The organism is Pseudomonas sp. PICF141 (assembly GCF_002286815.1).
Lineage (GTDB): Bacteria > Pseudomonadota > Gammaproteobacteria > Pseudomonadales > Pseudomonadaceae > Aquipseudomonas.
This window is the reverse complement of the sequence record NZ_MUNM01000037.1, coordinates 26,497-40,562: the sequence shown is the minus strand read 5'-3', so window position 1 is coordinate 40,562 and position 14,066 is coordinate 26,497. Positions and strand designations below refer to the sequence as shown.

General features: G+C 59.9%; 10 protein-coding genes. 4 read left to right on the top strand and 6 right to left on the bottom strand.

Going from position 1 to position 14,066, the window contains the following annotated elements; all coding sequences use genetic code 11:
• Positions 1-3 precede the first annotated feature (3 nt).
• The 6 genes from narI to BZL43_RS08165 form a co-directional block, all read right to left on the bottom strand.
• Positions 4-684: a respiratory nitrate reductase subunit gamma gene (narI, locus tag BZL43_RS08190; RefSeq protein WP_095631844.1), complete on the bottom strand. Its 681-nt coding sequence runs from the start codon at positions 682-684 to the stop codon at positions 4-6.
• Positions 677-1,432: a nitrate reductase molybdenum cofactor assembly chaperone gene (gene narJ / locus BZL43_RS08185; RefSeq protein ID WP_095631843.1), complete on the bottom strand. Its 756-nt coding sequence runs from the start codon at positions 1,430-1,432 to the stop codon at positions 677-679. The genes narI and narJ overlap by 8 nt, the downstream gene beginning before the upstream one ends.
• A 2-nt stretch (positions 1,433-1,434) precedes the next feature.
• On the bottom strand, positions 1,435-2,973 hold the full coding sequence (gene narH / locus BZL43_RS08180; protein WP_095631842.1) for a nitrate reductase subunit beta: 1,539 nt from the start codon (positions 2,971-2,973) through the stop codon (positions 1,435-1,437).
• Position 2,974: 1 nt separating this feature from the next.
• Positions 2,975-6,748 (bottom strand): nitrate reductase subunit alpha, encoded by a 3,774-nt coding sequence (locus BZL43_RS08175; protein ID WP_095631841.1) that lies wholly within the window; start codon positions 6,746-6,748, stop codon positions 2,975-2,977.
• 69 nt (positions 6,749-6,817) lie between these two features.
• The gene (locus BZL43_RS08170) at positions 6,818-8,215 is read right to left on the bottom strand and encodes a NarK family nitrate/nitrite MFS transporter (protein WP_095631840.1); all 1,398 of its coding nucleotides are present in this window, start codon (positions 8,213-8,215) and stop codon (positions 6,818-6,820) included.
• A complete protein-coding gene (locus tag BZL43_RS08165) occupies positions 8,193-9,497 on the bottom strand; it encodes a nitrate/nitrite transporter (RefSeq protein WP_095631839.1) in 1,305 nt (434 codons plus the stop codon). The genes BZL43_RS08170 and BZL43_RS08165 overlap by 23 nt, the downstream gene beginning before the upstream one ends.
• Positions 9,498-9,800: 303 nt before the next feature.
• Between BZL43_RS08165 and BZL43_RS08160 the strand changes: the two genes are divergently transcribed.
• The 4 genes from BZL43_RS08160 (at position 9,801) to BZL43_RS08145 (ending at position 13,481) form a co-directional block, all read left to right on the top strand.
• Positions 9,801-11,603 (top strand): HAMP domain-containing protein, encoded by a 1,803-nt coding sequence (locus BZL43_RS08160; protein ID WP_095631838.1) that lies wholly within the window; start codon positions 9,801-9,803, stop codon positions 11,601-11,603.
• Positions 11,600-12,247, top strand: coding sequence for a two-component system response regulator NarL (narL, locus tag BZL43_RS08155; RefSeq protein WP_095631837.1), 648 nt, complete (start codon positions 11,600-11,602; stop codon positions 12,245-12,247). The genes BZL43_RS08160 and narL overlap by 4 nt, the downstream gene beginning before the upstream one ends.
• Before the next feature lie 86 nt (positions 12,248-12,333).
• Positions 12,334-13,008, top strand: a complete 675-nt coding sequence (locus BZL43_RS08150) for a Crp/Fnr family transcriptional regulator (protein WP_095631836.1) — start codon at positions 12,334-12,336, stop codon at positions 13,006-13,008.
• A 74-nt stretch (positions 13,009-13,082) separates the two neighbouring features.
• The gene (locus tag BZL43_RS08145; protein WP_095631835.1) at positions 13,083-13,481 is read left to right on the top strand and encodes a putative zinc-binding protein; all 399 of its coding nucleotides are present in this window, start codon (positions 13,083-13,085) and stop codon (positions 13,479-13,481) included.
• The last annotated feature ends 585 nt before the right edge of the window (positions 13,482-14,066 follow it).

Here is a 14,066-nt window from a genome sequence, read left to right as displayed (position 1 = left end):
TCCTCAGTACTTCTGACGAACGATTTGATAACGGCGCCCCAGGTACCAGATCGGTGCGCTGATCATGTGTACGAGACGGGTGAAGGGGAACAGCACAAACAGGGTCAATCCCAGGAACACGTGCAACTTGTAAATCAACCCGACCGGCTCAATGGCCGCCGCGGCTTCCATCGGCCGCAATAGCACGGTGTTCTGCGCCCAATCCGCGAGACTCACCATCACCGAGCCATCCATGTGGCCGGTGGAGGCGACAATTGTCAGCAGACCGAGCAGCAATTGCGCCAGCAGCACCAGCAGAATCAGGATGTCCGAAGGGCTGGAGGTGGCACGTACCCGAGGATCGTTGAGCCGCCGGTTGACCAGCATCAGCAGGCCGATCAGGCACAACAGGCCAAAGAACCCGCCGGACACCATCGCCAGCAATTGCTTGTTCTGAGTGCTGATCACGTGGTGATAAACCGACGCAGGCGTCAGCAGGCCAACGAAGTGTCCGGCCAGCACGAACAACACACCGACGTGAAAGAGGTTGCTCGCCACCCGCATGCCGCCTTGGTTGAGCATCTGGCTCGAACCTGCCTTCCAGCTGTATTGCGACAGGTCGAAGCGTGCCCAGCTGCCAATCAGGCAAGTGGCCAGGGCGACGTAAGGATAGATCCCGAACAACAACAGATTCCATTTAGACATTACTGACCTCCTGGGCTGGCGCGGCGGCCAGCCCTTCATGCTGAAAATCCACCCAGTGCAACGGCACCGCGCTTTCTTCCCGAGCCTTGCCCGGTGCGCTTGGCAGCCCACTGCAACGGTCCTGCTGTTCGGCCTGGAGAAAGTCCACGGCCTCCTCTTCCCAGATCTTGTCGAGGGCTTCGAGGGAGTCATCACGCGGTTCCGCCGCCACCTGCGCTCGCAGGTCGGCCACTGCCTGATGCGGTTCTGCCCCGGCGATTTGCAGCAGCGCCCGGAAGCAGCTGGCATAGGCGCTTTCACGCTCTTCCAGACGCGCCGCGAGCAAGGCCAGCAAATGCGAAACATCCGCCAGGCCCTCGCGGGCCTCGATGTCTTCGCGGGTGGACAGGAACTCCAGGTACAGCGGGATATAGTCCGGCAGCTCTTTGACGCCGATGGCAAAACCGGCGGCTTCGTATTGCGCCATCATGTCGACCATGGCCTGACCACGGTCCCGGGATTCGCCGTGCACGTGCTCGAACAACAGCAGCGACAACGAGCGCCCTCGGCCGAACAGCGCACCGTAGTGCTCCTGCCCGTCCATCAGGTCATTGGCGCAGATCAGCTCGAGCAATTCGAACAACGCGCCGCGCTGTTTAGGGCTGATTTCCCGTGACTGGATGATCGCTTGCTCCAGTTCGTCACGACCGTCAATCAGCGTCTCGGTCGGGTAATCGAGCAGCAGCGAAATCACTTTGAGAATCTGCATGCTCACTCCTCCCACAACTGAACGGTTTTCAGAACGTCGCGGCGGTTGGCTTTCTTCGCACCGAACATGTTGGTGTCGGAGCTACCGCTGCAGCCGCTGCCGAAACTGAAGCCGCAACCGGAGCGCTCGGCAAAGGCGTCACTCATGGCGTCTTCACGGTGCGCGCTCGGTACCACAAAGCGGTCTTCATAGTTGGCGATCGCCAGGTAGCGATACATTTCCTCGACCTGGGCCACGCTCAAGTCAACATCCTTGAGTACTTGCAGATCCTGAACACCATCGACTTGCTCGGAACGTTTGTAAGCACGCATCGCCAGCAAGCGTTTAAGTGCACGCTTGACCGGTTTTTCATCGCCTGCCGTCAGCAGATTGGCCAGGTACTTGAGTGGAATACGCAGGCTGTCGACATCCGGGATCACCCCGTTCATACCCACGGTGCCGGCAGTGGCGGCGTTCTGGATCGGCGACAGCGGCGGCACGTACCAAACCATCGGCAAGGTGCGGTATTCCGGGTGCAGCGGCAGCGCGAGTTTCCAGTCCACGGCCATTTTGTAGACCGGCGAACGCTGGGCTGAATCGATCACCGACTGCGGCACGCCATCGGCCAGGGCCTGACGGATCACTGCCGGGTCATTCGGATCGAGGAAGATCTCCAGTTGTTTCTCGTACAGGTCCTGTTCGTTGGCGGTGCTCGCCACTTCGCTGATGCGGTCGGCGTCATACAGCAGCACACCGAGGTAACGGATGCGCCCGACGCAGGTTTCGGCGCAAACAGTCGGCATCCCGGCTTCGATCCGCGGGTAGCAGAAGATGCATTTCTCGGACTTGCCGCTCTTCCAGTTGAAGTAGATTTTCTTGTACGGGCAGCCGCTGATGCACATCCGCCAGCCACGGCATTTCTCCTGGTCGATCAGGACGATGCCATCTTCTTCACGCTTGTAGATCGCACCGCTCGGGCACGATGCGGCGCACGTCGGGTTGAGGCAGTGCTCGCACAGGCGCGGCAAATACATCATGAATGTGTTTTCGTACTCGCCGTAAATGTCCGCCTGGATCTTGTCGAAGTTCTTGTCCTTGCGACGTTTGGCGAATTCAGTGCCGAGGATTTCTTCCCAGTTCGGGCCCCACTCGATTTTCTCCATGCGCTTGCCGGAAATCAGCGAACGCGGACGCGCGGTGGGCTGATGCTCGCCCAGCGGCGCGGTGTGCAGGTGCTGGTAATCGAAGTCGAAGGGTTCGTAGTAATCGTCGAGGCTCGGCAGGTCCGGGTTGGCAAAAATGTTGGCCAACACGCGGAATTTACCGCCGATGCGCGGGTTGATCGTGCCGTTGGCGTTGCGGATCCAGCCGCCCTTCCACTTGTCCTGGTTTTCCCATTCTTTCGGGTAACCGATCCCGGGTTTCGATTCAACGTTGTTGAACCAGGCGTATTCCATGCCTTCGCGGCTGGTCCAGACGTTTTTGCAGGTGATTGAACAGGTGTGGCAACCGATGCACTTGTCCAAGTTCAGAACCATGCCGATTTGTGAGCGAATCTTCATTTCAGTTCTCCTCGATATCGGTCGGCAGAGGACGCGGCAGATCATCGCCGGACGAACCATCGAGCCAGTCGACTTTGGCCATTTTGCGCACCACGACGAATTCATCGCGGTTGCAACCGACCGTGCCGTAATAGTTGAAACCGTAGGCTTGCTGGGCATAGCCGCCGATCATGTGGGTCGGCTTGAGCACGACGCGGGTGACCGAGTTGTGGTGGCCGCCACGGGTCTTGGTGGTTTCCGAACCGGGTACGTTCACGATCCGTTCCTGTGCGTGATACATCATCACCATGCCGTCCTTGACACGCTGGCTGACCACCGCCCGGGCGGTCAGTGCGCCGTTGGCGTTGAAGCACTCGATCCAGTCGTTGTCCTCGATGCCGGCGCTTTTCGCGTCGTTCTCCGAGAGCCAGACAATCGGCCCGCCACGGCTGAGGGTGAGCATCAGCAGGTTGTCGCTGTAGGTGCTGTGGATGCCCCATTTCTGGTGCGGGGTGATCCAGTTCAGGACGATTTCCTTGTGGCCGTTATTGCGCTTGCCTTTCACCCCTTCGATGGTGCGGGTGTTGACGGGCGGGCGATAACTCATCAGTTGCTCGCCGAACGCCTGCATCCACGGGTGATCCTGGTAGAACTGCTGGCGACCGGTGATGGTGCGCCATGGGATCGCTTCGTGAACGTTGGTGTAGCCCGCGTTGTAGCTGACGTGATCGTCTTCGAGACCCGACCAGGTCGGGCTGGAAATGATCTTGCGCGGCTGTGCCTGAATGTCGCGGAAACGAATCGCCTCGTGTTCCTTGGACAGCGCCAGGTGGCTGTGATCGATGCCGGTAAATTCCGACAGCGCGGCCCAGGCCTTGACGGCGACATGGCCATTGGTTTCCGGCGCCAGGGACAGAATCACTTCTGCAGCATCGATCGCCGAGTCGATTTTCGGCCGACCCTGGCTGATACCCACAGCCCCTTCTTTGTGATTGAGCGCACCGAGGAATTTCACTTCAGCGTCGGTGTTCCAGTTGATGCCCTTGCCACCGTTGCCGTGTTTTTCCAGCAATGGCCCCAGCGACGAAAACTGTTTGTAGATGTTCGGGTAATCGCGCTCCACCACATGCAGGTTCGGCGCATTCTTGCCCGGCTCCGGGGCCACGCCGGCGCTTTTCCAGTCGGTGCCACCAAACGGCTGAGCCAGTTCGCCAACGCTGTCGTGCATCAGCGGGATGGTCACCAGATCCTTTTCAACGCCCAGATGCCCGACCGCCATGCTGGAAAACGCCTTGGCGATGCCTTTGTAGATTTCCCAGTCGGAACGCGATTCCCAGGCCGGGTCGATGGCGGCCGACAACGGGTGAATGAACGGGTGCATGTCCGAGGTGTTCATGTCGTCTTTTTCGTACCAGGTCGCGGTCGGCAAGACGATGTCGGAATAGACGCAGGTCGACGACATGCGAAAGTCCAGCGTGGTGACCAGATCGAGCTTGCCGATGGCGCCCTCGTCCACCCATTCGGCTTCTTCGGGTTTGCAGTCGCCGACCTGGCCGATGTCTTCGTTCATCACCCCGTTCTTGGTGCCGAGCAGGTACTTGAGCATGTACTCGTGGCCCTTGCCCGAGGAGCCCAGCAGGTTGGAACGCCAGATGAACATGTTGCGCGGGAAGTTGACCGGGCTGTCCGGCTGTTCGCAGGAGAAACGTAGCGAACCGTCCTGCAGCGACTTGACCACGTAGTCTTTCGGCTCCATGCCGACAGCCGCCGCGTCGCGGCAAATGTGCAAAGGGTTAGTGTTCAGTTGCGGTGCGCTTGGCAACCATCCGGCGCGTTCGGCGCGGATGTTGTAGTCCAGGGCATGCTCGGGAAATTGTGATTTATCGGCCAATGGCGAGAGCACGTCGTGCATGCTCATCTTCTCGTGGCGCCATTGCGAACTGTGGGCGTAGAAGAAGCTGGTGCCGTTCATTTGGCGAGGCGGACGGTTCCAGTCCAGGCCGAACGCCAGGGGCAGCCAGCCGCATTGCGGACGCAGTTTTTCCTGGCCGACGTAGTGCGCCCAACCGCCACCGGTCTGGCCGACACAGCCGCAGAGCATGAGCATGTTGATCAGCCCGCGGTAGTTCATGTCCATGTGGTACCAGTGGTTCATCGCCGCGCCAACAATGATCATCGAGCGGCCCTTGGTCTTGTCGGCGTTGTCGGCGAACTCACGGGCGATCTGGATGGCTTTCTCGCGGCTCACGCCAGTGATCTGCTCTTGCCACGCCGGGGTGCCGGGCACCGAAGCATCGTTGTAATCCTTGGCGACGTTTTCACCACCAAGACCACGATCGATCGCCAGGTTGGCCGCCGACAGGTCGAACACGGTGGCGACTTTGGCCACGCTGCCATCCGCCAGCACCACGTTATGCACCGGCACGCGACGGTATTGCACCGCATCGCCGGCCACATGCTGGAAGTGCTCATGGGATTCGCCGGCAAAATACGGGAACGCCACTTCGGCCACGTCATCACCGATCAGGCTCAGCTTCAGATCGATCTCACGGCCTTCGCCACCTTCACGAGGCAGGATGTTCCACTTGCCCTTCTCGCCCCAGCGATAACCGATGGAGCCTTGAGGGGACACCAGTTCGCCGTTTACATCCAGGGCGATGGTTTTCCATTCCGGGTTGTTTTCCTGGCCGAGGTTGTCGGTAAGGTCCGAGGCGCGCAGGAAGCGGTCCGGCTGGTAACCGGCGCCCGGTGCCTTGTCGACCATTTGCTTGAGCAGCACCAACACCGGCAAATCAGTGAAGCGCTTGGCGTAATCGGTGAAATAGGCGCTCGGTTTGTCCAGGTGGAATTCTTTGAAGATCACATGGTTGAACGCCTGGGCCAGCGCCGCGTCGGTGCCTTGTTTGGGGTTCAGCCACAGGTCGGTGAGCTTGGCGACTTCCGAGTAGTCCGGGGTGATCGCGACCGTCTTGGTGCCCTTGTAGCGGACTTCGGTAAAGAAGTGCGCGTCCGGGGTACGGGTCTGCGGGACGTTGGAGCCCCAGGCAATGATGTAGTTGGCGTTGTACCAGTCGGCCGATTCCGGCACATCGGTCTGCTCGCCCCAGACCATTGGCGAGGCCGGTGGCAAGTCGCAGTACCAGTCATAAAAGCTCAGGCAGGCGCCACCGATCAGCGACAGATAACGCGAGCCTGCGGCGTAGCTGACCATCGACATGGCCGGGATCGGCGAGAAGCCGACGATCCGGTCCGGGCCGTATTGCTTGATGGTGTAGACGTTGGCCGCCGCGATGATCTCGTTGACTTCCTCCCAGTTGGAACGAATGAAGCCACCCATGCCGCGCTTGCTTTTATAGGAATCGGCCTTGGCCTTGTCCTCGACGATGCTGGCCCAGGCTTCGACCGGCGCCATGGTCTGCCGCGCATCGCGCCAGAGCTTGAGCAACGGCTTGCGGATTTTCGGGTACTTGAGCCGGTTGGCGCTGTAGATGTACCAGCTGTAACTGGCACCACGGGGGCAGCCACGGGGTTCATGGTTCGGCAGATCGTTGCGGGTACGCGGGTAGTCGGTCTGCTGGGTTTCCCAGGTGATCAGGCCGTTCTTGACGTAGATTTTCCACGAGCAGGAACCGGTGCAGTTCACCCCGTGGGTGGAACGCACGATCTTGTCGTACTGCCAGCGCGAACGGTAAACGTTTTCCCAGTCGCGAGACTCCTTGCGGGTCTCTCCATGACCATCGGAAAACTCGTTTTGCTTACGGTTTAAAAACCGCAATTGATCCAGTAAATGACTCACGGTGCAGTCCTCTCAGGCTTCGTCGCGGAGTCTGTGCCCCGCCCACGCAATGGTTGAATTCGGGTCGTCTCAGCAGGGTGTCGCGGCGCCTTTGCGCGCGTACCACCACCAGGTCACCACGATGCAGCTCAGGTAAAAGCCGACGAACATGTAGAAGGCCATCTCCGGGCCGCCGGTCAGGGCCATCGAAGAGCCGAAGGATTTGGGAATGAAGAACGCACCGAAGGCGCCCATGGCCGAACTGAAGCCCAGGACCGCGGCCGATTCCTTGCCGGCATCCTTGAGCGCTTGTTCGCGCACGGCTGGCGGTTTGCCGGCCGACGCTTTTTCATGCTGGGTACGGAAGATCACCGGGATCATCCGGAAGGTGGAACCGTTGCCGACGCCCGTGGTGATAAACAGCAACATGAACATGCCGAGGAAGCCGTAGAAGTTGCCGCCGGTGCCGTTCTGCGGCAAAAAGTGCATCACGGCGAAGACCATCGCGATCATCGCCACGAAGTTCCACAAGGTCACTTTCGCGCCACCGAGCTTGTCCGCCAGCCAGCCACCCAATGGCCGCACCAGCGCACCGACCAACGGGCCGAGGAAGGCGAATTTCAAGGCAATCACATCAGGGAACGAGGTTTTGATCAGCAGCGGAAACGCGGCGGAAAAACCGATGAATGAACCGAAGGTCGCCAGGTACAACCAGCACATCAGCCAGTTGTGCTTGCGCTTGAAGATCACCGCCTGTTCGCTGAACGACGCCCGGGCACTGGACAGGTCATTCATGCCGAACCAGGCCAGCACCGTCACCAGGACAATGAACGGCACCCAGATGAACCCGGCGTTCTGCAGCCACAACTGGGCACCGTCCGGCAATGCTTGCGGCGAGCCGCCCATGAAGCCGAACACGCCGAAGGTAATCACCAGCGGCACACAGAACTGCATCACCGAGACACCCAGATTGCCCAGGCCGGCATTGAGGCCAAGGGCCGTGCCCTGCTGCGACTTGGGATAGAAGAAGCTGATGTTGGACATGCTCGAGGCAAAGTTGCCGCCGCCAAAACCGCAGAGCAAGGCAATCAACACGAACACGCTGTAGGAGGTGCTCGGGTCCTGCACGGCAAAGCCCATCCAGATCGATGGCAGCAATAGCGACGCGGTGCTCAGGGCGGTCCAGCGCCGGCCACCGAAGATCGGCACCATAAAGGAATAGAAGACGCGCAAGGTCGCACCCGACAGCCCTGGCAACGCCGCCAGCCAGAACAATTGGTCGGTGGTGAAGCTGAAGCCGATGGCGTTCAAACGCACAATCACCGTGCTCCAGACCATCCACACCGCGAAGGCCAGCAACAGCGCAGGAATGGAAATCCACAAGTTGCGCGTGGCGGTCTGTTTGCCGCTACTTCCCCAGAACGCGGGGTCCTCGGGGCGCCAGTCATGAATGACCGGGCCTTTGTCAGGCTTTTGCAGAACGGACATGTTCTTCTCCTAGGGCAATACTGGAAATCGGGGACGGGGTCAGCTGCGGCGCTTTACCCAGCACCGCGCTTTTGCGTATTTCGCTGAAGTACATCCAGGTGAGGGAGACCCAGACCACGCCGTACATCAACATGAAGCAGGAAGAGCGCACGCCGGTGAGGTCCACCAGGGCACCAAACAGGATCGGCAGCACGAAACCGCCCAGGCCACCGGCGAGGCCGACGATGCCGGACACCGCGCCCATGTTTTTCGGATAGTCATTGGCGATGTATTTGAAGACCGAGGCCTTGCCGAACGCGAAGGCGATGCCTATGACGAACAGCAACACAGTGAACAACGCGGGGTTCAGGCCGATGTGGAAATCCACCGGGCCGTTGATGGTCTGCACTTGCAGTTGAGTCTGGGGATATGAAAGCAGGAACAGGCAGATCCAGCTGACCCACAACACCCACCAGGTCACGCTTTGCGCCCCCCAGCGATCCGACAGCCAGCCACCGACGGCACGCAGCACGCCACCGGGCAAGGAAAAACAGGCCGCCAGCAGCGCCGCGCTTTGCAGGCTGAAACCGTATTCCTGGACGTAGTACTTGGTCATCCACAGGGCCAGGGCGACGTAGCCACCGAAGACGATCGAGTAGTACTGGCAGTAGCGCCACACCGCAGGGTCTTTCAATGAGCGCAGTTGCTCACGCAACGTAGCGCCGGATGCACTGCGGTGGTCCTTGTTTTCGGCACTGAGAAACCAGAACAGCAGCGCGGTAATAAAAAGGATCGCGCTAAAGACTTTCGGCACCAGTTGCCAGCTGCCGGCGGCAATCAGTGCCGGGGCGAGAAACTTGGTCACCGCAGCCCCGGCGTTACCGGCGCCGAAGATGCCCATGGCGAAGCCTTGATTCTCCTTGTCGAACCATTTGGCGACGTAGGCAATCCCGACCGAGAACGAGCCGCCGGCCAGGCCGACGAACAAACCCAGCACCAGGAACTGCCAGTAGGCGGTGGCGTGACTGATCAAATACAGCGGTGCGACGCAGCTCAGCATCAGCAGGAAGAACACGCTGCGCCCGCCAAAGCGGTCGGTCAGCAAACCCAGCGGCAAACGCACCAGCGAACCGGTCAGCACCGGGGTCGCGGCCAGCAGGCCGAACTGGGTTTCGTTGAGTTGGAGCAGTTCCTTGATCGGCACCCCGAGCACGGCAAACATCATCCAGACCATGAAGCACACGGTGAAGGCCAGCGTGCTCATGCCCAGCACCAAGCCTTGTCTTACTCGCGGTGGGTTCACAATGCTCTCCCGTCAGTTAGCCATGGCGGCAGACTAGAGAGGCCAACCCCGCAAAAACTTGACCCATGTCAACGAAGCCCAAGGGGGCATAGGCCTATGCTTGTGCGGCCTACCTCCAAGGAGGTAGTGCAAGAGAGTCTTAAAACCCTTTATTTATCAGCTTGTTAAGAGTTTTTACCGACGCTTTTGCTGACAAGGAACTGTCGACAACTCTTTAGAGGTAGCGCGCCCGGGATCGGCGGCTAAACCCACTCTGGTGCTGCACATGCTCTGTTTTCCTGATTTGCTCCGGGACCTGCGCCGATGATGCGCTGGTTGCGCAGCTCCCTGCCCGCTCGCGCCGGGTTGGCGGTGATCCTGATCGCCGTGCTGGCGCTCGCCAGTTCGCTGAGCGCCGGGCTGATCGCCTGGTTCAGCCAGGGCGATGCCGCCGCCATCAACACCGCCGGCTCAGTGCGCATGGAGACTTATCACCTGAGCTGGAAACTGGCCGCGGGTGCAACGCCCGCAGAAATCGCCGCCATCACTGACAGCCTGCAAACCCGTCTCACCAGCCAGTCACTCAAGGCCGTGCTGGAAGATGGCCCCACCGCCGCCCTGCAAGTCAGTTATGGGAAAATCCAGCAACAATGGAACGAGGATTTACTCCCGGCACTGCTGCGCGGCGATGCGGCTGTCTTTCAAGTCCAGGCTCATTCCTTCGTTGAGCAACTGAACCAGTTCGTCAATCTGTTGCAGCGCCAGAGCGAACAAAAGCAAGGCTGGCAACAGGCGATCCAGGGCTTGGCCTTGTTCACCACCATGATTGTCCTGCTGATCGGGTTGTACGAGTTGCAGTACGGTGTCGTCACGCCCCTCAAGGAATTGGTAGACGCCACCCAGCGCTTTCGTCGCGGCGATTTCAAGGTGCGGGTCAACCATCAGTCCCAGGACGAACTGGGCCAGTTGGCCATGAGTTTCAATACCATGGCCGAGACGATCGAAGAATCCCATCGCACCCTGGAAAGTCAGGTCCGGCAGAAAACCCTGAACCTGCAACAAGCCAATGCCGCCCTGGAGCTGCTGTATCAAAGCAGCCGAAGCCTGGCCACCCGCCTGGCCAATGCCGAAGGTCTCGATCAGTTGATTCGACGCTTCCAGCAACGCTTGCCTGGCTTGCGCCTGTCGCTGTGCCTGCAAGGCCAACAGCAGGCACCGGCTCAACAGCTACTGGCCCTGCATGGTGCGAACATCCGCGAAGTCTGCGCCAGCAGTGACTGCGCCACATGCCAGAAGCACCACAAAGCCAATCCGCAAACTTTCAGCATCAGCAACCAGGGCAGTGAACTGGGTGAGCTCAAGGCACACTTTGTCGACGGACATGCCATGCAAGCCTGGGAAACCCAGCTGATCCAGGCCTTGGCCAACCTGATTGGCACCTCGCTCTCGCTCAAGCGCCAACGGGAACAGGATCATCGCCTGCTGCTGCTCGAAGAACGCACGATCATTGCCCGCGAGCTACACGACTCACTGGCCCAGGCCCTGTCCTACATGAAGCTGCAAGTCAGCCGCATGCAGACCCTGATGCGCCGCGGCGAACCGGTCCAGACCCTGGAAACCGTTACCGTCGAATTGCGCGAGGGACTGAACAATGCCTATCGCCAGTTACGCGAATTGCTGACGACTTTTCGCTTGCAGATTCACGACGCGGGGCTGGTGCAGGAACTCAAGGACACCGCCGAGGAGTTTTCCCGGCGCGGGGAATTCCAGGTGCATTTGCACGTCGACACCCTGGCCTTTCAGCTATCGGCCAGCGAACAGATCCACATTCTGCAGATCACCCGCGAGGCGCTCTCCAACTGCTTGCGCCACGCCCATGCGCAAAACGCCTGGCTGCAACTGCGCCAAGACGGCGAGACCGTCAGGTTGTCGGTCGAAGACGACGGTCGCGGCTTCAGCGGCAACGTCGACCAACGCGAACACCACGGCCTGAACATCATGGATGAGCGGGCTCGCAGCTTGCACGGCCAGCTGCAAATCCTCTCCAGAGACCCCCAAGGCACCCGTGTCCAACTGGAATTCCATCCGGAGTTTCTCGGACAGCAAACAGAAGGCAGCACCCTATGACCCCGTCCCCGCAACACAGAATCCTGCTGGTAGACGACCACCCGATGATGCGTCACGGCATTCGCCAGATGCTCGAACTCGAAGATGATTTCCTGATCGTCGGCGAAGCCAGCCAGGGTGAAGAAGCACTGGGGCTGATCGAGCCGCTTCGACCGGATCTGGTCCTGCTCGACAACAACATGCCGCAGATGAATGGCATCGAAACCCTGCGCCGGTTACGGACGATGAACTACACCGGCAAAGTGCTGCTGTTTACGGTGTCGGATGCAGAAGACGATATTCGCGACGCGCTGCGCCTGGATGCCGACGGTTATCTGCTCAAGGACATGGAACCGGAATTGTTGATCCAGTACATCCGCGATGCCTTGAACGGCGCCTTGGTGATCAGTCCGGGGCTGACTCAAGTCATGGCCCAGGCGCTGCGCTCGCCGCCGCGCCAGGCCGTGGTGGAACTGACCGAGCGTGAGCGTCAGGTGCTGAAAACCATCGCCAGCGGCTTCAGTAACAAGGTCATCGGGCACAAGCTGGGCATCACCGAAGGGACGGTCAAGGTCCACGTGAAAAACCTGCTGCACAAACTCGGCTTGCGCTCGCGGGTTGAGGCGGCGGTGTGGGCCATGGAACATCTGCGCAGTGCGGGCTGACAGGCATTCCTCTTTAGAGGTAGGCCAGCAGAGGCATAGGTCAATTGGCCTTCGCTCTCTACTATGACGGTCAGCGGAGGTACGCCATGCTGACCCACCCTTCCATCGTTTTAACGTTACGCCGTCATCATCTGTTCAGCCAACTGCCGGAGAAAGTCTTCGAGGAAGTCTGCAGCCTGGCCCTGCTCAAGCGCCTGAGTTGTCACAGTACGCTCATGCATCAAGGGGATCCGGCCAGGCGTTTTTTCCTGTTGGTCAGCGGCCAGGTCAAGCTGTACCGGCTCACCGGCGAAGGCCAGGAAAATCTGGTAGAGATCATCCAGCCCGGCCAGACCTTTGCCGAAGCCTTGCTGTTCAGCCAGGCCCGGCTCTACCCAGTGAGCGCCACGGCGCTGAAGGACAGCGTGCTGGTGAGCATCGACGGCAACCATTACCGCAATGCCCTGGAGGACCAGCCGAAAGTCTGTCTGGCGATCCTGGCGAGCATGAGTGTTCACCTGCACCTGCGTCTGCGCGACATCGATACCTTGACCATGGCCAGTGCGACTCGTCGGGTGATCAATTTTCTGTTCCAGGAACGCCACCCGGTGACCGGCCAGATTGTCTTGCAGGTGTCCAAACGCCTGGTGGCATCGAAGCTTGGGATTCAGCCGGAAACCTTCTCGCGGATTTTGCATCGTCTGGTGGAGTGCGGCCTGATCGCCATGGAACGTCGCCATATCAACATCCTCGCTGAAGAGGAGCTGGCGGCTTTCCAATAGGCGAAATTGACTGTCATCAAGGCGCAATGCCAGGCGTCTTGCACACTGGCAGCGTCCATCCACGGAGAGTGCAAATGCCCCGTTCAACCCTGCCTTTGGTTTACTCCTGCTCAGGCTGCTCCAACGTCGCCCAACTGGCCAACAGCCTGGCCGTGCGCCTGGACCGCAGCGGCCTGGCGGAAATGTCCTGCATCGTCGGTGTCGGCGGGCATGTGGCGGCGCTGCTCAACAAAGCGCGCTCGGGACGGCGGATTTTTGCGCTGGATGGCTGTCCATTGCAATGCGTTGAAAACTGCCTCAAGCAACATGGGCTGCATGCGGATGTGCATTTGATTCTTAGCCATTACGGGTTGCGCAAGCGCCATGGCGAGGACTGCACGCAGGCGCAGAGTGATGAGTTGTTTGAAGGGATCAAGCAGTTGATTGCCAGTGATGCTCGCCAGCATGTATCCCGCCAGGAAACGACGGCCTGAAGAACAACAAAGACCCTGTGGGAGCGGGCTTGCCCGCGATGGTGGACTGACTGCCGACCTATAGTTTTGGTCGGAGTACATATCCATTCCTGCGGTAACGGCTTCTATCGGTTTCGCTTTTACAGCGAGTCACTTTCGAAAAGCCTGCGCGGCCCGGCGGAAAGTAACCAAAGCGCTTTTGCCCCTTTCGTTCGGTGCCTCGCTCCGGTCCTGCTTTCTTCAACGCCTGCGCGTATTGATCGTTCCCACGCTCCGCGTGGGAATGCATCCCGTGACGCTCCGCGTGACCAATGCGCAGGACTCAAGTCTTGCGTCGCGAGCGGAACGCGGAGCGTCCCCGGCGGCATTCCCACGCGGAGCGTGGGAACGATCAGTGTGGGAACGGCTTCCGTGGCTTTGCTTTGCTTTGGCTTTGCTTTGCTTTGGCTTTGCTTTGCTTTGGCTTTGCTTTGGCTTTTGATCTTGATCTGCCCCGTCGGAAGGCCGAGCGCAGGTTCTGCGCAGTGGGCAACCCGGCATGGATGCCGGGTTAGCCGCCCCCGGCCATGGATGGCCGATGGCGGCGGGCCCACGGAGCAGGACCGG

Bases quoted from the DNA above. Each gene is read 5' to 3' on its own strand.
- BZL43_RS08150 (WP_095631836.1), top strand. From the start codon at position 12,334: ATGCTGACCCACCCTTCCATCGTTTTAACGTTACGCCGTCATCATCTG.
- narH (WP_095631842.1), bottom strand. From the start codon at position 2,973: ATGAAGATTCGCTCACAAATCGGCATGGTTCTGAACTTGGACAAGTGC.
- narI (WP_095631844.1), bottom strand. From the start codon at position 684: ATGTCTAAATGGAATCTGTTGTTGTTCGGGATCTATCCTTACGTCGCC.
- BZL43_RS08170 (WP_095631840.1), bottom strand. From the start codon at position 8,215: ATGTCCGTTCTGCAAAAGCCTGACAAAGGCCCGGTCATTCATGACTGG.
- narL (WP_095631837.1), top strand. From the start codon at position 11,600: ATGACCCCGTCCCCGCAACACAGAATCCTGCTGGTAGACGACCACCCG.
- narJ (WP_095631843.1), bottom strand. From the start codon at position 1,432: ATGCAGATTCTCAAAGTGATTTCGCTGCTGCTCGATTACCCGACCGAG.
- BZL43_RS08145 (WP_095631835.1), top strand. From the start codon at position 13,083: ATGCCCCGTTCAACCCTGCCTTTGGTTTACTCCTGCTCAGGCTGCTCC.
- BZL43_RS08160 (WP_095631838.1), top strand. From the start codon at position 9,801: ATGATGCGCTGGTTGCGCAGCTCCCTGCCCGCTCGCGCCGGGTTGGCG.